This is a genomic window from Chloroflexota bacterium (genome assembly GCA_034717495.1).
Classification (GTDB): domain Bacteria; phylum Chloroflexota; class Anaerolineae; order JAAEKA01; family JAAEKA01; genus JAYELL01.
In genome coordinates this window covers 1-20,321 of the sequence record JAYELL010000046.1, presented here as the reverse complement: position 1 = coordinate 20,321, position 20,321 = coordinate 1, and the positions used below count along the sequence as shown (strand labels likewise).

At 58.3% G+C, this 20,321-nt stretch carries 12 protein-coding genes; 1 reads left to right on the top strand and 11 read right to left on the bottom strand.

All coding sequences use genetic code 11. The annotated features are described in order from the left end of the window. Positions 1-24: 24 nt before the first annotated feature. The 7 genes from lexA to U9R25_08995 all read right to left on the bottom strand — a co-directional run bounded on the left by lexA (position 25) and on the right by U9R25_08995 (position 8,587). Positions 25-663 (bottom strand): transcriptional repressor LexA, encoded by a 639-nt coding sequence (gene lexA, locus U9R25_09025; protein ID MEA3336036.1) that lies wholly within the window; start codon positions 661-663, stop codon positions 25-27. 837 nt (positions 664-1,500) lie between these two features. After that, positions 1,501-2,787, bottom strand: a complete 1,287-nt coding sequence (locus U9R25_09020; protein MEA3336035.1) for a uroporphyrinogen decarboxylase family protein — start codon at positions 2,785-2,787, stop codon at positions 1,501-1,503. A 238-nt stretch (positions 2,788-3,025) separates the two neighbouring features. Next, positions 3,026-3,877 (bottom strand): GDSL-type esterase/lipase family protein, encoded by an 852-nt coding sequence (locus tag U9R25_09015; GenBank protein ID MEA3336034.1) that lies wholly within the window; start codon positions 3,875-3,877, stop codon positions 3,026-3,028. 1 nt (position 3,878) lies between these two features. After that, positions 3,879-4,868, bottom strand: coding sequence for an ABC transporter permease (locus U9R25_09010; protein MEA3336033.1), 990 nt, complete (start codon positions 4,866-4,868; stop codon positions 3,879-3,881). Then, complete coding sequence (locus tag U9R25_09005; GenBank protein MEA3336032.1) at positions 4,865-6,397, bottom strand: sugar ABC transporter ATP-binding protein; 1,533 nt, start codon at positions 6,395-6,397, stop codon at positions 4,865-4,867. Before U9R25_09005 ends, U9R25_09010 begins: the two co-directional genes overlap by 4 nt. Before the next feature lie 16 nt (positions 6,398-6,413). Next, positions 6,414-7,418, bottom strand: coding sequence for an ABC transporter permease (locus U9R25_09000; GenBank protein MEA3336031.1), 1,005 nt, complete (start codon positions 7,416-7,418; stop codon positions 6,414-6,416). A 92-nt stretch (positions 7,419-7,510) separates the two neighbouring features. Continuing rightward, positions 7,511-8,587, bottom strand: coding sequence for a sugar ABC transporter substrate-binding protein (locus U9R25_08995; protein ID MEA3336030.1), 1,077 nt, complete (start codon positions 8,585-8,587; stop codon positions 7,511-7,513). Positions 8,588-8,930: 343 nt separating this feature from the next. On the opposite strand from U9R25_08995, the gene U9R25_08990 reads away from it, so the two are divergent. Further along, complete coding sequence (locus U9R25_08990; protein MEA3336029.1) at positions 8,931-10,625, top strand: substrate-binding domain-containing protein; 1,695 nt, start codon at positions 8,931-8,933, stop codon at positions 10,623-10,625. A gap of 547 nt (positions 10,626-11,172) precedes the next feature. On the opposite strand, the gene U9R25_08985 is transcribed toward U9R25_08990, so the two are convergent. From U9R25_08985 to U9R25_08970, 4 genes are all read right to left on the bottom strand, one after another. Next, the gene (locus U9R25_08985) at positions 11,173-15,708 is read right to left on the bottom strand and encodes an SdrD B-like domain-containing protein (GenBank protein MEA3336028.1); all 4,536 of its coding nucleotides are present in this window, start codon (positions 15,706-15,708) and stop codon (positions 11,173-11,175) included. Between the two features lie 226 nt (positions 15,709-15,934). Further along, positions 15,935-16,846, bottom strand: a complete 912-nt coding sequence (locus U9R25_08980; GenBank protein ID MEA3336027.1) for a CotH kinase family protein — start codon at positions 16,844-16,846, stop codon at positions 15,935-15,937. Between the two features lie 288 nt (positions 16,847-17,134). Next, the gene (locus U9R25_08975) at positions 17,135-18,895 is read right to left on the bottom strand and encodes a CotH kinase family protein (protein ID MEA3336026.1); all 1,761 of its coding nucleotides are present in this window, start codon (positions 18,893-18,895) and stop codon (positions 17,135-17,137) included. Positions 18,896-19,189: 294 nt separating this feature from the next. After that, positions 19,190-20,321 (bottom strand): CotH kinase family protein (locus U9R25_08970; GenBank protein ID MEA3336025.1); only part of this gene is annotated, 1,132 nt, incomplete at its 5' end.

Below are 20,321 nucleotides of genomic sequence, written 5' to 3'. Positions count from 1 at the left end.
ACGCCAGGAGGATACTGGCGCGCTTCACATCAGTTGACGAACGACCGCCACAACCTTGCCCTGCACCTGAACATTGCTTTCATCCTCGACCCGGTCAGCATATCCGGCATTGGCCGGCTTCAACCTGATCTGTCTGCCCTCCCGGTAGTAGCGTTTCAGTGTAGTTTCGCCGGAGTCGAGCAGCCAGGCGGCGACCATATCACCGTTACTGGCCGTGGTCTGATGCTGCAGGATCACGAGATCGCCGTCGAGGACCGAGTCCTCGATCATGGAATCTCCCTTGACCCGAAGGGCAAAGGTCTCGCTGGGATCTCCGATCAGCCCGGAGGTGATTTCGATGAAGTCGTCGAAACCATCCTGTGGATCGATGGGGGAACCCGCGGCGATCAGGCCAAGGACCGGCACCTGGACCAGTCTGCTGCCGGCCTGGAAGGGCTGGCCATCACTACTAAGCAACAGGCGAAGCGAGCGGGCCCGTCCTGGGCGCCGGTCGATGTAACCCTTTTCCCGCAGTGAGTTCAAAAGCTTGTTAATGCGATAGCCGCGGGTCAGGCGAACGGCCTGGCAGATTTCGTCGATGCTGGGGGCGATGGGGTCTTTCCGCAGCTGCATCTCCAGGAAATCGATGACTTCCATTTCAAGTTCCGTTAGGGTTGGCAACATCTGATTCTCCTTTTCGTGCGACAACCAATCTACGTATCCCTGCAAGGGAACTGAACAAATGTTCTAAAATGATTATATCAGAACAACTGTTCTATGTCAAGACGGGGACGCGGGGAGGGATTGGACCACGAAGGCGCGAAGGCTCTCGAAGAACACGAAGCGCGAAGGGAGCGAAGGACACGAAGGACGCGGGGACGCGGGGAGGGGTTGGACCACGAAGGCGCGAAGGCTCTCGAAGAACACGAAGCGCGAAGGGAGCGAAGGACACGGGGACGCGGCGCAAAAGGCCATTTAGCCGCGTCACTCCCGCTGTCATCCTTGCGAACGCGGGGAGGGGTTGGACCACGAAGGCGCGGAGTGACGCGAAGGACGCAAAGCGCGAAGGGAGCGAAGGGCACGAAGGACGCGGGGACGCGGCGCAGAAGGCCATTTAGCCGCGTCACTCCCGCTGTCATCCTTGCGAACGCGGGGAGGGGTTGGACCACGAAGGCGCGAAGGCTCTCGAAGAACACGAAGCGCGAAGGGAGCGAAGGACACGAAGGACGCGGGGAGGGGTTGGACCACGAAGGCGCGGAGGGACGCGAAGAACACGAAGCGCGAAGGGAGCGAAGGACACGGGGACGCGGGGACGCGGGCGATTCAGGAGCGCCGGGTTCCTGCCAGAGAGAGAAAGCTAACCGATTACGGCCAGGTCGATGTCCAGAAGCCGCGCCTGGTTCTTGATTCGGCCAACCTGGCGGCCGACTTCCATGGCTCAGTGATAGGTGGGGTTCTCTCTGCACCAACGGTTCATGAACCCAGCGGGGCCTGCGCCTCCTGCTACCGGGAGAAGGTCATTTATTCGCTGCCGTTGGCGTCGATGATCTGGTTGAGGCGATTGCGGTAGTGCTTGAATTGCTCCCAGGAAACCCCGGGCGAGATGAGATGATCGCCATGGGGGACATAGCCGCCATACTTGAGCAACTCGTTTACAGGCTGGAGAAATTCTTCGATACGCTCCGGTCCCAGCGCCATGTCGTACTTGGGCACGCCACCCATCATCTGGAAGCGGGGGTATTGCTGGCGAAGCTTGACAACATCCATGCCAGCTGAGGTTTCCATAGGATACATGCCGGTGACACCTACCTCCAGGAACTGCGGTATCAACAGCTCGATATTTCCGTCCGTGTCCACCAGGATGATATCAACGCCCTTGCCCTTCAGAAAATCGGTGACCTGGCGATAGTAGGGCGCCATGAATTCCTCAAAGTGGCCAGGAGAGATCATCGTGCCCATGGTAGAGGACATATCCTCCCAAATGTGACAACAGTCGATCTCCACATTGGCCAGAATCTCCTCCCAGATGGCGATCCACAGATCAGTCAGGTGCTGATTGATATCCTTGAGCAAGTCAGGTTGGTCGTAGTACAAATAGAAAACGTTCTCGTAACCGATCAGGTGAACCAATGTTCCGAAATAGCCGTTGGGGTAGCCACCCACCGAGAGAGGATAGTCTCGACCCTTGTATTCCTCGATCCACCAATCCCAATTGTCTGGGAAGCGCTCATGGATAGAGTCCAATCGAAGGCGCTGCTCCTTGATTTGCTGCCAGCTCGCCCAGTCCCGAATGGGCCACTTACGAGAGCTGGGGATGACACCCTCTTCCTTCTGAAACTGGCGCTCGACGCCATCGATATCGACGTAGACCAGATACTTATCATCCTCATCCAATATCTGTGGCTGAAAGAACGGACAAAAAAGCTGCTCAACAGGTACAAGGGCCGTACTCTTGTCGAAATCGAAATAGTCCATAACATCGAGCGCCAGGGGGAATCCCTGACTTGGCCAATACAGTGCACCTCCCCAGACGGCAATACCAGGCGGAAGCGGCACCGGACGCTCCCTTTCATGGTGGAACTTCTCCAGGTAGGTCCGGTTCTTTGCCCACTCGTGAGTCCACGCGGTTGTATAAAGGGAAGCACCCACCGTGGTCAGGCTGGTGGGTATGTTAGTGCCGAATTTCCTGGGCAGGCCCTCTTCATACCATTGGCTGATGTTCTCGCCCCAGAAACCAAACTCCCACTTCATCGACCGTACGTCGGTGTTGAAGTGCATGACTTCCAGAAAACGTTCACGCGAATTCATTGTAGCCTCCGCTTCTTTGTCAGTGCCTAAACGCTCGTCTACTTGCCCAGCGAAAAAAGACCTGCCATCAATTGCACTTATTCTGGTTCCGGATTTGTTTTCGTTCGCCGTCAGGTTCGTGGCAAAGGTCCTGTGCTGAGCGGTGCCCCGAACTTGTCGAGGGACGAAGCCGAAGTACCTGTGATGGCGTGTCAAGGTTTGTACGGAAAACGAGATTCTTTGGGCTTGATGCTGTTTCTCAGATGTCGCGCACGGTTTCGAGCACTCGTTCTGCGATGATCTCGTGTCCCGCACGGTTCGGGTGCAAACCATCCGGCAAGAAGTAGTCTGGGTCGGGATCGGGACCGAAGATGGCAAAAAGATCGACAACGAGCTGGTTGCGCAACCGTGCCAGATCACGCACGAACTCCGCGCAAGCGGCCAGATCGGTATTGTCCCAGGTCATGCGCATGGCCACGAAATCGGGAAGCGAGTTGGCGAGCTGTTCCACTACAGGCGTGGGGGTAAGCAAGATGATCCGGGCGTCGGTGAAACGCTGATAAGCATCCACAATTCCGGCCATGTTGGCCCGATATTCGTCGAGAGAAACCAGGGTGCGGGCAGCGCGGCCGCCAAAGCGCTTGCAATCGTTTACGCCGAACTTGATAAAGACCCAGTCCGGATTCATGTCCAGATTCTGTGTAAACGTGGTCTCAAGCCCGTGAGTCGACGTGTAACCTGACTGGCCAACGTTGGCGAAGCGAATCGCATCATCGACACGGTGTACGGCGAGCGTTGCCGCCAGGATGCGGGCATAACCGAAGCGATAAGTGGTGATGGAGTCGCCGACCGCCAGTATCGTGCCACCCATAGGGACTGGCCATTTTTCGAGAGCTGTCGCCAGGCCATGCTTTTCCAGCAGACGCTGCGCTGTATGCCGGACCGTCGTTTCGATTTCGGCGATGTAGCCGACCAGGGCAACCTCACTGACGTTGAGGATAGCAGCGGTGGCGACATCCGGTACGTCCAACCCCAGGGCTGCCGGGACCATGTGCAGGTTGAAGTCGATCTGGGATTTGGCATCTGCCGTCAGGGCGTTTTCTGGATCCATATCAGGCCTCAGAGCGCGTGCGTAGTTGGTCCATGCCCACGGCCAGTAGCAGCACCAGGCCCTGGGCGATCTGCTGATAATAGGCCGAAACGCCCAACAGGATCATGCCGTTGGTCAGCGTGCCCAGGATCAACACGCCGATGAGCGTGCCGAGAATGGTGCCCTTGCCGCCGGCCAGACTGGTGCCACCCAGAATCACCGCTGCGATCACGCTGATCTCCAGACCGGTGGCCGCCTGTGGCGCGCCCGCGCCCTGTTGTGAGGTCAGCAGAATGCCGGCGACTCCGGCGCTGAGAGCCGAAAGCACGAACGCTATCATCTGATAGCGCTTCGTACGCAAACCGGCAAGGAAGCTGGCCGTTTCGTTGCCGCCTATCGAGTACATTGCCCGACCATATTGTGTGGTACGCATGACGATGGCACAGCCAATGGTGGCCACCGCGAAGACAATTACCGGCATGGGAATGCCAGCCACCTCACCCCTGCCCAATTCGCCAAACGTTTCATCGAGCATGAGTTCGGTGAGCCCGCCTGAAAACACGAACGCAAGGCCGCGTACCACGGAGAACATGCCGAGCGTCGTGATGAGCGCGTTGATGCCGACGCGCGTAACCAGAAAACCATTGATCAGGCCGACGACGATCGCCACAACCAGGCCCAACGCCACCGCTCCCCATACGCCCAGGGAATTGTGATTTTGAGATATGACCACGCCGACCAGGGCCGCGGTCGAGCCGACCGAGAGATCCAGCCCACCGCCCACCATGAGCATGGTGGTGAACATGGCAATGATGCCCATGGCGGAGCTGTATAACAGCAGGTTCGAGAAATTTCTCGCCGTCAGGAAATAGGGGGACAACAGGGACATGACCACGAGGATGATGAGTAACATCACCACCAACCCGGCGCCTTCCTGCAAAGCCGATGCTTTGAGCCTGTCCTGTAGAGATTGTTGTTCAGGTGTTGTTGCGAGTGCCGCGGGATCGCTCACGCTTCACCTCCGGCCGCTGCGTTCAAGAGTTCTTCCTGGGTAACCGCGCTGGCAGCGAACTCGCCGGTGACCTTGCCCTGAAACATAGTGATAATGCGGTGACTGACCGACAAGACCTCTTGCATGTCCGAGGAAACCATCAGAATACCAAGTCCCTGTTCGGCCAGACCCTCCAGTTGGTCGTAGATGTCCGAACGCGCGCCAACGTCGACGCCCCAGGTTGGTTCGTTCATGAGCAGTATCTTAACGTTGGCCTCGAGCCAGCGGCCCAGCACAACCTTTTGCTGGTTGCCACCGCTCATGAACTGGGTTTCGACCTCCATACCGCCGGCCACGCGGATGCCCAGACGGTCGATCCAGGTTTGGGCGTGCTGCCGCTCTGATCCGCGCTGAAAAAAGCCGAAGCGGGAGATCGCCGGCCAGTTGGAGAGGGTGAGATTCTCACGGACGTTTTGGCTCAACACAAGCCCCTGCTGTTTGCGATCGATTGGTACCAGCCCGATGCCAACCCGCCGCGCGTCGGTGGGCGAGTGAATGACAAGCGGCTTGCCCTCGACCTGGATTTCCCCGCTGTCGGCCCGTTCTGCGCCGAAGAGTGTGCGGGTCAGCTCTGAGTGTCCGGCGCCCAGCAGGCCGAAAATGCCCACGATCTCACCGGCGTGAACCTCCAGACTGACATCCTCGAAGGCGCCTGTTCTGGTCAGATGGGAGACCTCCAGGATCGGGGGACGGCCATCTTCCTGAACCTGTAGATCGTCAGGCTGTCGCTCCTCGACCTCATGACCCACCATCATGCGGACGATATCATGCTTCGTCACATCGACCACCCGTTCAGTGCCAACCTTGTAACCATCACGCAATACGGTCACGCGTTGGGCGATTTGAAAGATCTCATCCAGACGGTGAGAGATGTAGATGATGCCGACCCCTTGCTTGCGCAGAGTCGCTACGATCTCAAAGAGGAGATCAACCTCGTGGGGTGTCAGTGCTGCCGTGGGCTCGTCCATGACTAGGATTCGGGCGTTGGAGGACACCGCCTTGACGATCTCCACGATCTCGCGTTCCACCACCGATAACTCGCCCATCAAGGCCAGGGGATCGATCTCGAGGCCCAACATCTCGATCTGCTCTGTTGCGATCGCGCGCGCCCTCTTCCAGTCGACAATGTACTTGCCGACGGGCCCGTTGCCTCGCGGGAGATGACCGAGTAAAAGATTCTCGGTGACCGACAGCTCGTGACAGTGATGCAATTCCTGGTAGATCATGTGAATGCCCAACGCTTCGGCATCGCGTGGGTGTTCGATCTCCACCAGTTGGCCGTCGATGACGATGGCGCCGCCATCCTTGCGGTAGTCGCCGTTCAGGATCTTGATCAACGTCGATTTGCCCGCGCCATTTTCGCCCACCAGGGCCAGCACCTCACCTGGAAAGAGGTCAATTGACACCTCGTCCAGGACTTTCACGCCGAAAAAGCTTTTGGAGATATCGATCATCTCCAGAGTTGGACGACTATCAGTGCTCTCTGTCATAATCCTTTGTCATACCTTATCGCCTGGCCGACCATTTTGTGCGTAGTTGATCCAGCCCGACCGCCAGGATCAGAACCGCTCCACGGGCGACTTGTTGAAAGTAAGCGGATACGCCGGTCAAGATCAGACCGTTGTCCAGGGTGCGCAGAATGATCACGCCCAGGAAGGAGCCAACAAGCGTTCCCTTGCCACCTGATAAGCTGGTCCCTCCCAGCACAACGGCGGCAATCACGGTGAACTCCAGACCAACGGCGGCCTGGGGCGCGCCGGCTGCCAGCTGCGACGCCTGCACCAGACCACCAACGCCGGCCAGCAGGCCGCTGATCACGAAAACGACAAGGACGTTACGTCTGGTTGATATGCCGACCAGGCGGGCAGCCATCGGGTTACCGCCGATGGCGTACAGATCTCTGCCAAAGGGTGTGCGCCGAAGGATGAAAATGAAAATGGCATACAGAATCAACATCAGGATAAACGGCACCGGAATGATCCCCACCTCGCCACGCCCCAGGAAAAGAAATCCCGGGTCTGTGAGCTGGTTCATCTGGGCATTGGTCAAAACGAAGGCCAGGCCGCGCACAATGGAGAAGGTTGCCAGCGTGCTGATCAGGGCGTTGATGCGTAGCCGTGTGACCAACAAGCCGTTGATAAGCCCGATGAACGCGCCACTGGCCAGCCCCGCTGCAGCTGCGATGCCGATGGGCAAGCCAACTACTTCCCACAACAGCCCGGTTACAACGCCGGACAGGGCTGCCACCGATCCCACCGATAGATCGACCCCACCGGCGATAAGGACGAGGGTCTCTCCGATGGCGATGATGCCAACGACCGGCATGGTGCGCCCGATGTTCTTGAAATTCTCGAGGGTCAGAAAATAGGGTGAGAGGATGGACAAGACGGCACAGATGATAAGGAAGATCACCACCAGGCTGACGAAATTGTTGACCCTCAAGCCCCTTGCCCGGAGGCGTTCCATCAGGTCAGGCTGCGATCTCCCCGGCGAGGCAGTTGGCGTAGTCATGGATCGTGCTCCTGAATCGATACCCGTGAGCTCGATACAGTGGACGAGAGGCGGAACACGGCAACGCTATCCTCCGCCTCTCGAAAGTGTCGTTAGTTGCAGGCACTGTGCTCGGGGTAGTATTCGCACAGGTTATCAGCGTTGATGAAGACGTGATCCACGTAGATAGCTGGCGGCAGCGACTTGCATTCCAGCGTGTCGATGATTGCTGGAATGAGGTATTCACCGTAGCGCTCCGCGAAGTAGCCGGTGGAGCCGATATGGCGACTGCCTTCTTTGACCATTTCATCCTGGCCGGAGGGATCTGCACCCTGGGCCACGACGATGATATCCTCACTGCGGCCCGCTGCCTCAAAGGCGGCAATCGTGCCTAACGCCGTGCCCTCGTTGATGTTGACAGCGACTACGTGCCTGGCATCAGGAATCTTGGGCAGGGTATCGCCGACGACCCGGAAGGCTTCATCCTGGGTGTTCTTGCTGTCGAGGTAGAAGATCATCTCTTCCGGTACCTCAACGTCTAGATTTTCCAGAAGGCCTTCCACCTGGCCCTGCATACGGGCTTCTGGAATCGGGCCCGACTGGGGCAGTTCAAGCACTAGGAGGGCATCGACCTGGCCTTCCCAGTTCTCTTTTGCCCAGTTGGCAGCGGCCTCGCCTGCCATAAACCCCGCGCCGTAATTGTCGGCACCGAAGAAGGTCGCTCCCGGCATGGGGATGTCGATGGCGATCACCGGGATGCCTTCCTTGCGGAATTTATCCATCATCACGTTGCCGAACTTCTCGTCGGTCTGGAACTCGATCACGCCATCCACACCTTGCAGGATGAAGTTGTCCGCGTTGGCAAGCGCGGTGGCGCCGTCCAATTTATTGTCCGCCAGGACCAGTTCGATGTTACCCGCCTTCTCGGCCTCGCGCTCGATGCTCTCGCGCACGAGCTGCGTGAAGACGATGTCCTCGGTCAGGTTGGCAAAGCCGATCTTATAGCTGTCCTTTGCCGTTTCACACTCGGTTTCGGCCACTACCTCGACCACCTCCGTTACAATGACCGTCTCTACTACGGTCACCTGTTCGGCAGGCATGGGGACTGGGGCGGCGCAAGCTGTGACGAGGCCGGCCACCAGAATGATGGCGACGATGATCAGTAACTGTTTCGACGTTGTGGGGTTCATTCTTTTCCTCCAGGAAGGGACTGAGAGCTTCGCTGTGCCAAGATTAGCACGACTTCGGGAATCGACGGGGCGCATGTCCTGTTTCTCGGATCGAAGGAAACAAGGGAAGACTTGCAGCGCAACGAAGAGGCTGCGGATCGTCGGGTCGTCAGGCTTTGACGCATCACCTCCTCTATCGAGAAGCACGCTGACAGGACTGTTACGTGAGGTAAGGCACAAGTTGTCGAAAATTGTTGATGATTGACGAAACTTACTCGTTATGATATCATAAACAACAACTTGTGTCAAGGAAAATCAGAGGAATCGCCTGGAAATCGCGTGCGACACCGGCATGAGGACAAAAATGAATCCACACATGACCACATTCGAGCGGCGCGAGCGCATTCTGCAGCTACTCGCCGGGCAAGGCGTCGTCAAAGTCACTAGCCTGGCAAAACAGTTTGACGTATCCGAAGGCACTATCCGCAACGATCTGGCGGCTCTGGAGGCGGAGAACCGCTTGAGGCGGGTGAGAGGTGGCGCCGCACCGGTTGAGCAACCTCCGCTGATCGCCCAGACCCGCATTGCCCGCAACGCGGTCAACACCGAGGCAAAGCGAAGTATCGCACGCTGGGCCGCTGACATGATCGAGGATGGCGACGCCATCATTATGGATGCCAGTTCTACGGTTCTGCATATGGTGCCCTGTTTGCAGCCATGCCAGCGTTTGACGGTAATAACTAACGGACTGGAAACGGCCCGCCTTCTGTCCGAATCAACAAACCACACAGTTATCGTTGTCGGCGGCATAATGGGGACCAACGATAACTCCGTAACGGGCTTGCTGGGCACTGACATGTTGGAACGGCTTCACGCGCGCACAGCGTTCGTCTCCGGAACCGGCTTTAATTTCGAGCAAGGTCTGACCGAACGCGATGTGGCGGAAGCGCAGCTAAAACATGCAATGGTAGAGAAAGTGCCACAGGTGGTGGCACTGGTCGATTCTACCAAGTTCGGCAAGGTGGGTTTTGCACCTTTTCTGAACGTGGATTCGCTTTCTCACGTGGTTACGGACAGCCAGGTGTCTCCCTCCTTCATCAACCTGTTGCAGCAGGCTGGCGTATCGGTGACTGTCTGCGACGAGCGTACGGTTACCAACTACCGCAGCAATGGGCGCAAACCAACCTACCGTATCGGCTTTGCCAATCTAACGGAAACAGGAATCCCCTTTGCCATCGATGTACGGCGTGGACTGGAGCGAGCAGCAGAGGCACAGCAGGTGGAGCTAATCCTTGCCGATAATCAGCTCAGCGGCGAACAGGCGCTACAGGTCGCCGACTACCTGATCGAAAAGCAGGTCGACCTGGCAATCGAGTATCAGATTGACGCCGAAATCAACAGCTTGATCATGGACAGATTCTTGCAGGCAGGGATCCCCGTGATTGCCGTGGATATCCCCATGGTAGGGGCGACCTTTTTTGGCGCAGACAACTATCGATCGGGACACATCGCGGGAGCCGAGCTGGGCAAATGGGTCCGAGAGCATTGGCAGGGCCAGTATGATCGGCTGGTGATTCTGGAGGAACAACGTGCAGGGGCATTGCCCGCATCGAGGATCACAGGTCAGGTGGACGGTTACCAGGAAGTGATGGGCCCAATTCCTGAGGAGAAACGGATCTATCTGGACAGCGGCAATACAAGCCAGGTGAGCGAAATGCACGTCGCTGAGGCGTTGCAGTCGGTTCCCGAAGGCCAACGAATCGCCGTGTTTTCCTTCAACGATGATGCCGCCTACGGTGCGCTGAAGGCAGCGCGTAAGTTGGGTCGGGAAGCCGACGTGGCTATCGTTGGTCAGGGGGCTGACCGGGTCGTCCGCAACGAGATTCGCAAGCGAAACTCAGCCATCATTGGATCGACAGCCTTCATGCCGGATCGCTATGGGGAGAAGCTGATCGAACTGGCAAAACGTATCCTGGAAGGGCAGTCGATACAGCCGGCGGTTTACATGGAGCACGTGTTTATAGACTCCTCGAACGTAGATCTTTACTACAACGAGTGAGTGGGGACGCGGGGAGGGGTTGGACCACGAAGGCGCGGAGGGACGCGAAGGACGCGGGGACGCAGGGACACGGGGACGCAGGGACACGGGGATGCGGGGACACGGGGACGCGGCGCAAAAGGCCATTTAGCCGCGTCACTCCCGCTGTCATCCTCGCGAACGCGGGGAGGGGTTGGACCACGAAGGCGCGGAGGGACGCGAAGGACGCAAAGCGCGAAGGGAGCGAAGGGCACGAAGGACGCGGGGACGCGGGGATGGGAGACACGGCGAGGGGGGACACGGAGACGATGGTGGTGTGAACACGTCACTCCCGCGAAGGTGGGAGTCCATGGTCGTTGCTGCCGCAGGGATGCCGGTGGCGCGGGGGGTAGTCCGGGCGTGCCCCCCCCTACCCCCCCACAGGGAGGAATTTCTGATCGCTCCCCCCTTTGGGGGGCTGGGGGGAGATACAAAAAGCCCCGATCATCGACCGGGGCTTGTCGGGGTTATAGGCCGGGGTCGGAGACAACGAACTATCGTCTCCGATCCCGGAAGTTGTCGATTTGTGTTACTGCACACCGATGCGGCGGCGCCAGGCAAAGCCTGCGACCACTGCCGCAAGGGCCATGGCAGCCAGCAACAACCAGTTCAGGCTTTCGGGCTGGTCGTTGGCGGACAGGTCGCTGAGGGTGACAGCGGTGGGCGCCATGAAGGTGACGCTGACCGGCCCGTGCAGGCTGGTAGCGCCGCTGGTGTCCACATCCTCCAGCCAGTACCAGTAGGTCTGGCCGTCAGCGACGTCAAGATCGGCGTAGCTGTAATCGGCACCCTGGGCAGAGTTGGGCGCCTGGGAGGGCACGTAGTTCAGCAGGGTTTCAGGGGCACCGGCCGAGAGGCTGCGGTAGATGTTGAAGCCGGCGTTGTTGAGTTCGCTGACCGTGGCCCAGCTGACCAGGACATGATTCGCCTGGGTTGCAGCCGCGAAGTCAGCCAGCAACACCGCCAGCGGAGTGTCGGTCAGACCGAAGTCGTAGCCCGCATTCGGGTTGCTTTCCGCGTCAGGATCAGCATTTCGCGTCACGTCGTTCTGACCCTGGGTTGCCTGCGCGGGCGTTCCGTCGTGGTTGTCGGAGTCGTTCATAAACGTGCTGCCTGCGGCGTTGATTAAGGTCTTGTAGTAGCCAGGGGGCACTGTTATTGAAACCACATGAGCAGGCTGGTTGGGGGCAGCCCCAAAGGTTCCGCTGCTCGTCGCGTAATCCTCGTCCAGCAGCAGGTTACCAAAGCTGTACCAGCCGGGACTGCTACCTTCCGGATCGTTGGCGGTGACTGTGACAAGGGTAATTGCGGTACCATCGGGGTATGCGATCCCCAGTTGCACCACCACCCCATTTATGCCGGTCTCCCCATCATCCTGAACACCGTTCTTGTCAATGTCGGTCCAGACCCAGTTGCCCACGGCAGCAGGCTTGACGTAGTAGCCGAAGTCCGCCGTCAGGTTGTCCGGGCTGGCAACGCTGATCGAGACCGCATACGGGTCTAACTGGCTGTTGTTGTCAGCCCCGGCGATTCCCAGGGAATGCCAGTAGCCATGCAGCACGCCGTCCACATCGGTCACATCGACGATGTAGTCTGCACCAGCTGCTCCTACGCCGTTATCCGTCGTGGACAGACCTTCGAACAGGTAGTTGCCACTGCCATCGGTCTTGGTGGTGCCAATCAGCGGCTCTCCGGGATCGACATCGCCGTCGCCGTTCAGGTCGCGGTAGAGGTCCAGGGTCACGCCCTCGATGCCATTCTCACCGGCATCGACATCACCATCTGCGTTCAGGTCTTCCCAGATCAGGTTGCCGATAGAGCCAGGATTGTCCGTTGCCCGGTAGCCGAAATCCTGGTCCAGATCGATATAGGGGCTATTTCGGATATCAACCACGCCGGAGTTGTTGTCCTGGTCATTGTCGGGGTCGGCGGTGTTGGCGAACCCTTCCAATACACCACCGGGCAGGAAGTTGCCGGAAAAAACTTCGACCTGATACCTATCGGGATCCAGGCCACCGAAGTAGTAGAGGCCATTTTCATCGGTCGCGGTGGTCGCTAGAACTTTATTGCCCTGGCGATTCCACAACTGCACCAGTACGCCTTCGATGGGCGTGTCGCCCGCGGCAGGATTGTAGGCGTTACCGTCGTTTGGATCAGCATCATAGAAGATGGTGTCGCCGATCAAGCCCTTGTCTACCTCATGTTCGAGCGGCGTATAGCCAAAGTCCTGGTCCATGAACGCCGCCGTGTCGGTGGTCAGATCCAGGACCGAACTAATGCCCAGTCCAGTGACCAGGCCACCGGCGGGCAGAAGTGGGCCGTCCGCGTCGTAGGTGGGCTTAAACCAGCCGAGAACGTTGTCTGTGTCGTTGACCCACACCAGGTAGTCATCTGTGCCGATGGTCACGGGCAGACCCTGGAACAGGTATTGGCCTTTCGCGTCGGTTGTGTCGGTGGCGACGATCGGCTCGCCGGCATCCCACTCGCCGTTGCCATTGCTGTCCTTGATCAAGGCAACCGTTACCCCTGGGATGCCGTATTCATTACTGTCATCCTCGACGCCATTGCCCTGATTGACCGGAGCGCCACCGGGATCGTTGGCGGGAGGCAATGCGGGGCCATTTCCATCAATGTCGGCATCGAACCAGATGGTATCGCCGATTTCGCCGGTAACATCGGCCGGCGGCTGATAGCCGAAGTCGGCGTTGAGGAAGACATCGCCAGGACCGAGGATTACCGCGACAGTAGTCGTATTGTCCGGCGATGTCGCCGGCTGGCCAAAGTCGTCCGGATCGCCTGTCTGAGTGTAGGTGCCGAGAATATCGTGGCTGGCGCCCGTGTCGCCTGTGACCGTCACCACATAAGCGCCAGCTGGCAAGTCGTCAAACAGGTAGTAGCCGTTGGCGTCGGTAGTCGTGGTTGGAACATAACCGCCCACGGAATAAGGTTCGTCATACACGCCGTCCTGGTTTTGATCGTAGTAAAGCGTCACTTCCACGCCGGAGACACCGATCTCATTGGGATCCTGCGCGCCGTCGCCGTCGGTATCGACCCAGACCCGGTCGCCCAGGGCGGCTAAGTTGGTGCCGCCGTTGACGTCGCTGTCGGGGTTGTAGTTATAACCAAAGTCTGCCGTCAGGTTTTCCATTGGCAGCGCGCCGCCAATGATCACTTCATACCCGGTAAAGGCCGTGCTCGGAATCGACGTCGAGCCATGATCCTGGTTGCCGAAGTCGGCGTCGGCCAGCGTACTGGGCGTTGTCTGCGTCATATCCTGCTGAGGCAGCGTATAAGCTGTTGTGTCGGTGCCGTCGAGCACATCCACATAATAGAGGCCGGCAGACAGGGGCTCGCCTGCGGAATCGCGGGTGAACAGGTAGCCACCGTGGGAGTCGGTGTAGGTGCGGGCGATCTCGCTGCCTTCCTTGTCGTAGAGCACTACGGCCACGTTGGGAATGCCCGGCTCACCAGCATCCTGGTAGCCGTCGCTGTTCTCGTCCAGCCAGACGTAGTTGCCGATGGCGCCGAAAACAACGCGGACGGGAACATAGGTGTCGCCCAGCTTGTTGGGAGAGGCGTGCAACTCGAGCGGCTTGGTCAGGTATGGACTGATGCCTCCAGCCGGACAGTTAGTGGTAACAAACACGCTGGGGTCGATCTTCATCTCGTAGATCAGGCTGTACTCCCAGCCGGCGGTGTAGGCGGCCTGAGGCACGTAGTCGGTGCCCGGGGGAGTCTCCCAGGAGGGCGACTCTGCACCGTAGGGACTCTGATTGCCGAGCAGGTCATTTGGTGCTGGTGCAATTGGGGGTGGACCTGGGTCACCTTGATTTAGGCCATAGTTGTCGCAATCTCCCTCGCCTCCAGGAAGCAGGCCTGCGGGATTATATACGCAGTATCCGGAAGCAGTAGGACCGGCGCTGCGAGGAACCGGAAGGTTTAGATTGCCGACCAAAGAGGTGGTGTAGTCAAACTTGGTCCAGTCGTCACCATTGATTGACCAGCGGATGGATTCGCTGGTGTACAGGTTGGCATCGTAGCCCGAGTTGGTGTTGGAATGGATGGTTCCGCAGCCGGATGGGTACAAGGGACCAGGCTCCTGGATCAGGCCGCTGGCAACGGTGAATGCCGGATTGGGCTGAAACGGTCCATCGGGTGCCGAAAGGACACCGGCTGTGACGGTAATCCCGCTAAGCGAACCATTGTCAGCCGCAGTGATGCTGCTATCCAGGTTCATGTCAACGGCGTATCCGCCGGTGACGGCGATAAGATTGATGCCGGAATAAGTGGTATCTGCGGTTTGCAGGATCCCATCGATGATTTGCCAGGAGGTGGGCGCTAGCCCGAAAAAGCCGGCCCCTGCCGCTGCATGATCGTCGGTGCCGCCAAAGACGTTTGAAGCGCCGGTGTTCGTGTCGGGACAGGAAGTGCCATCGCCGTCCAGGTCCAGGCATCCGTTGAGAATTTCGATACCAAAGTAGGAACCGTTATCAGCCGGGTCAGTGGTTCCGTCGCCGATTCCGCCACCGTTGATGTCGAGCTTGCCGCCGATGACGGGAACGGGTTTGAGGCCGCCGCAGGCTTCCAGGCCTCCGTAGCCGTCGATGTAGTCCATGGTGACATGCACGGCCAGCTCACCGCAACTGTTGTAAAATTGCATCTGCTGCAGGTCGCTCTCGGCCAGGTCGCGGAAGCGGTGCTGGTAGCCCGGCGCCCAGGAGGGATGCTGGCTCTGGCCGTTGACGCCGTCATCGTCATAACTGTTGTCGACGAAACTGCGGTCGATCTCCCAGGTCAGCCAGATGTTGCCGTCGTCGGCATCGTCGATGACGTACAGATTTGCCCCGGTGCCGACGCCGGCAAAGGACACGGTTGTGCCGAAGGTCAGGTACTGCGGGTCGACAAAGCCGTCAAATGTCGGCGTGGTGGTAGCGATAGCAGGCAACGTTCCCGGCAAGAGGGCAACGAGCATTGCCAGGACTATGGCCAATCCCGCCCATGTGGTGCGCCGGCGAGCGCCTTTGGTGCCGCCGGAGCGCCTCGGTTTTTCTTTGTTTGTCAACATACTTTTTCTCTCCTGTTATGAGTCTGGGTAGCTCACTGTCATGCTATGTATTCGTCGAAGAATGTGCTCCCCGTTTTTTTAGGGTTGATCACCCTGGCGGTACAGAGATGGGCCATGCAAAGTGGCTCCCAGTTGGTCTGTCCCGCCCATCGCGGCATGGTTTTCGCCACTATGAATGATACCAGATGGCCCATGGTGAGTCAATAGTTCGAAGATTACAAAATGCTTACAGTTTGTCGGTTACATGGGAACATGACAGATCATGCCCCCATGTAACCGACTCCTGCCCCTTATTCGCAAGTCCAAAAAGCCTGAATATGTCATGTTGAGCAGGTCTGACAGTCAACTTCGCAAGGGGAAAATGGCCGAAGACACGCCAGAATCCCATGCGGGCAGGTGCCGGCAGCGAAGCATCTCGCGGTGTGTGTGAGGCGAGACTCTTCGCTGGAGTCCTCTTGTCGCGAAGTTCGTCTTCAGGACCCACCTTGATCTCGGGGCTGTCGATATCACTGTACTTGTACAGCCAGGTATCATCGCTGCCTTCCCAAAGATCGTGGTTCTTCAGATACTGTTTGTCGGGCTGTTCAACATTGACGTAAACGCCCTTGCTATCGCCATTGACGGTGACTGTCACCCAGGCCGCGTGGCCTGAATGGTAGTTCAGATCAGAATCTGCCGCAACCGTGTGCAGATACCAGGCCAGGCCTTCGGTGACGACGTTGTTGTCATCGCCGTTTTCCAGGCTCAGCTTCTTGACGCCATGCCATTTGTCAACGCAGGTTGCACCGGGGAAGCCGTGATCACTATCACAGCCGTCATCGTCGGTATATTCGTTGATGTCCACCTTGAGGCTGACCTTGTCCTGGCCCAGCTTCGTGGCGGCCTTGCGGCGCACCGAGACGAGGATCGGTGCTTCGCCCTCGGCCGAGAAGAGCGCCGGAACCTCGATATCGAAGGTGAGATCGTTGACAATGGTGTGCCAGTTGGCCTCGGTCATCTCCAGGTTGAAGTTCAACAAAGTTTCTGGATCGTAAAGGCCGGGCCAGTCGGGAACAGGTTCCTGTGCGGCTGCTGTGGGCACAAAGCCGGTAGCCAGCAGCAGCAGGAGTGCAAAAGTAAGTGCGTAAGTTTTCTTCATCGTTCTTCTCCTATTGGTGAACCGAGAGTGAACAAGTGCCCTCTGACAGGAGATTGCTTCTTGCCACTGCCGGACGCGCTACGTTCGCCAAGAGCATCAGATCGGCACTGTCCAATGTCCCCAATACGTTTTTGTTCTTTGCCAGTGCATGCTGCGATGCTGCCAAATCGAATCGGATAGCGCCAGGAATGGAACAAACCTGATCAAAGGATCCTGATCGATTGGCCAGGGATCGGAGATGATGAGGGTTGAGCTCCGATCCCTGTTTCTCGTGTTGATCGTCGAATGTTAATTCGCAGCGACCCGGCGGTGCCAGGCGAACGCAGCACCCGCTGCCGCGAGGGCGAGGGCGACCGGCAACAACCAATTCAGGTTCTCCGGCGGCTGGCCGCCGGCGGTCAGGTCGCTGAGGGTGACGGCCGTGGGCGCCAGGTAAGTAACGCTGACCGGCCCGTGCAGGCCGGTGGCGCCGCTGGTGTCCACATCCTCCAGCCAGTACCAGTAGGTCTGGCCGTCGGCGATGTCAAGATCGGCATAGCTGTAGCCTGCACCCTGGGCCGAGCCTGGCACAGCGGAGGGCACGAAGCCCAGCAGGGTTTCAGGGGCACCGGCCGAGAGGCCGCGGTAGACGTTGAAACCGGCGTTGTCGACCTCGCTGACCGTGGCCCAGCTCACCAGCACGTGATTCGCCTGCGCGCTGGCGCTGAAACTGGCCAGCAGCACTGCCAGCGGCAACTGCGTCTGCACGTTGGCGATGCGATTCGAGTGCCAGGTGCGGAAGTCCTCGAAGTACTCGGGCACGGGGTCGCCCAGCATATTGTACGGGTCAGCATCCAGGGCGTCACCGAGCAACGCCTCGAAGGCTGTCAGAGCGCCGTTGATAGCAGCCTCATTTAGTGGCCCGGTCGCCTCAGGCAACCCGTCGTCGGCGATCAGATCCTGCATGATCTGAGTGTACTGCTCGTTGAAAATCTCATTGTCGATGATCCAATTCTCATACTGGCCGGACCCGTCACCAACGTTATAGATGTCGGCTTCGTAGTCCATGCCGGCATAGGCCGCGTCCAGATCCCATTCGACATACTCGCGGAGGGGAGCAAGGTCGGGAGAATGGGCCGGGGGCTGGGTGTAATCTACGAAGAAAAAGTTTTTTCCCTTGGAGAAGAGATCGTCGGGGCTGACGTGGAAAGCGCTGACCGCGGCGAAGGTCAACATGCCCTCCATGTTGATCGATGCAGTCAGCGTGTTGGCGAACTCGGTTTCCGTCGCCGGTTGGAGAGCGCAGGGCTGCGTGCACCGTTGGAAGGGCTTGAAGAAAAGAGTGTCGTAGGCCGGGCTATCAACAGGATTACCGAGTTCATCCTCGGGACCCACTTTGATTGCGGGCTCGTAGGGGTCGCTGTATTTGTAGAGCCAGGTATTATCGCCACCTTGCCACAGAAGGTGGTTCTTCAGCCACTGCTTGTCCCGGTGCTCCACGTTGACGAAGACTCCGTTGTAGAAGGTCAGATCGGGTAGTGGATTGCCATCGCCGTCTACCCGTCCGGTCAGGGTGATGTAGAGCGTTATCCAGGAGGCCAGGCCGGACGTATAGTCGAAATTGGCATCGTCCTGCGCCAGGCGGTGCAAGTACCAGGACATGCCCTCGGTGACCACGTTGTTATCGTCGCCGTTTTCCAGGCTCAGCTTATTCAGCCCATGCCAGGCTTCGCCGGTAAAATCGTTGAGGTCCAACTTGAGCGAAACCTTTTCCGGATTAGCCGGATCATTCAGGGGGAAGGAATCGGCCGACTTGCGGCGCACGTTGATCGGGATCGGGGTTTCATCCTCAGCCCAGAACAGTGCCGGCACCTCGATGTCAAAGGTCAGGTCATAGCGGATCGTATCCCAGTCAGCTTCGGTCATCTCCAATTGATAGGTTAACAACGTAAAGGGATCGTAATGGTCGGGCCAATCGGGAACGGCTTCCTGCGCGGTCGCCGCGGGCACGAAGCCCATGGCGAGCAGCATCAGGAGTGCAAAGGTGAAAGTGTGTGTTTTCGTCATCATTCTTCTCCTGTCTAAGTACATCGAAGGATGCCCGCTCATCTGTCATAAGAGTTTAGCGCATTCCAGGATCGAGTGCAAGCGTCGCTGGGAACCAATCGTGAACAACGAGAAGAAGCGCTGATTCCAGTGCTGAAAGAGGTGGCTGCGGAAATCCAGATTGAGTTGTTTGCTGGCGCAAGACTGGAACAGGACGGTGCCAAGAGAATGAAATTGCTTAAGGGAGGTTATAGGTTCGACGCGCCTGGGTGAAGGCACGTCGAACCTATACGTTCTCAGCGGCCAGCGAGGTGCGCGCTATGGTTTATAGATAGTGACCGACGTTACCGCGTTGGCATCGGCATCGTACCACATGCCATCCGCAGTGATGTCGGCGACGGTGAAGGTAGCGCTGGCAACATTGCTCTTGATGTTGTTCTTGCTGATCTGACACGTTCCGGAGTCATCGGTTTCACAGCTGCCCCAATCACTCGATACCGTCGCGGCTTCGAATGGTGTGTCAGGGGATTCAGGGTCAACAAAAACAGTGATCGTGACCGTGGCATCCCAGCGGTTCTTGGGCGCGGGCGCGCTTTCTCCGGCAAGTGCACCAACATACAGAGCCGTCTCGGGGTTCCCCGGTTCGGGTGGCGTCGAGGGCAACTGGCTGAGCACGCTGGCGATGCGATTCGAGTGCCAGGTGCGGAAATCTGAGAAGTACTCGGGCACAGGATCACCCAGGGCATTGTGAGGATCGGCCGCCAGGGCGTCACCGAGCAGCGCCTCGAAGTCTGAAAGGGCATCGTTGATATCGGTTTCATTCAGTGGCCCGTCAAGCAGGCGCTGCATGATCTCAGTATATTCAGCCTTGAAGGTACCATCGTCGACGATCCAATCCTCATAGACGCCGAACTTGCGGGCGCCAACATCGTAGATATCAGCTGTGTAGTCCATGCCCTGATAGGCGGCGTCCAGGTCCCACTCGATATACTCACGAGGGGTGTCCACGGTCTGGCTGTAGTCGACGAAGTAGAAGTTTTTACCCTTGGAGAAGAGGTCGTCGGGGCTGATGTGAAAGGCACTTGTGGCAGCAAAGGCCAGCATGCCCTCCATGTTGATCCACTGATTGAGTGTATCCACGAAATCCTGACCGGTGGGTTGCGTGTTGCAGTCTCGAGGCTTCTTGCATTCCTGGAAAGGCTTGAAGAGGAGGGCCTGATAGGCGGGGCTATCGCCGTCAGGTCCTTCTTTGATATCGGGGCTGTAGGGATCGCTGTATTTGTAGAGCCAGGTTTGGCCATCTAGCCAAAGGCCGTGGTTCTCCAGCCACTGCTTGTCCCGGTGCTCCACGTTGACGAAGACTCCGTTGTAGAAGGTCAGATCGGGTAGTGGATTGCCATCGCCGTCTACCCGTCCGGTCAGGGTGATGTAGAGCGTTATCCAGGAGGCC

Excerpts from the sequence above, each read along its gene's own strand:
- U9R25_08990 (MEA3336029.1), top strand. The coding sequence starts at position 8,931 with ATGAATCCACACATGACCACATTCGAGCGGCGCGAGCGCATTCTGCAG.
- U9R25_08975 (MEA3336026.1), bottom strand. The coding sequence starts at position 18,895 with ATGATGACGAAAACACACACTTTCACCTTTGCACTCCTGATGCTGCTC.
- lexA (MEA3336036.1), bottom strand. The coding sequence starts at position 663 with ATGTTGCCAACCCTAACGGAACTTGAAATGGAAGTCATCGATTTCCTG.
- U9R25_08995 (MEA3336030.1), bottom strand. The coding sequence starts at position 8,587 with ATGAACCCCACAACGTCGAAACAGTTACTGATCATCGTCGCCATCATT.
- U9R25_08980 (MEA3336027.1), bottom strand. The coding sequence starts at position 16,846 with ATGAAGAAAACTTACGCACTTACTTTTGCACTCCTGCTGCTGCTGGCT.
- U9R25_09000 (MEA3336031.1), bottom strand. The coding sequence starts at position 7,418 with ATGACTACGCCAACTGCCTCGCCGGGGAGATCGCAGCCTGACCTGATG.
- U9R25_09020 (MEA3336035.1), bottom strand. The coding sequence starts at position 2,787 with ATGAATTCGCGTGAACGTTTTCTGGAAGTCATGCACTTCAACACCGAC.
- U9R25_09015 (MEA3336034.1), bottom strand. The coding sequence starts at position 3,877 with ATGGATCCAGAAAACGCCCTGACGGCAGATGCCAAATCCCAGATCGAC.
- U9R25_08985 (MEA3336028.1), bottom strand. The coding sequence starts at position 15,708 with ATGTTGACAAACAAAGAAAAACCGAGGCGCTCCGGCGGCACCAAAGGC.
- U9R25_09005 (MEA3336032.1), bottom strand. The coding sequence starts at position 6,397 with ATGACAGAGAGCACTGATAGTCGTCCAACTCTGGAGATGATCGATATC.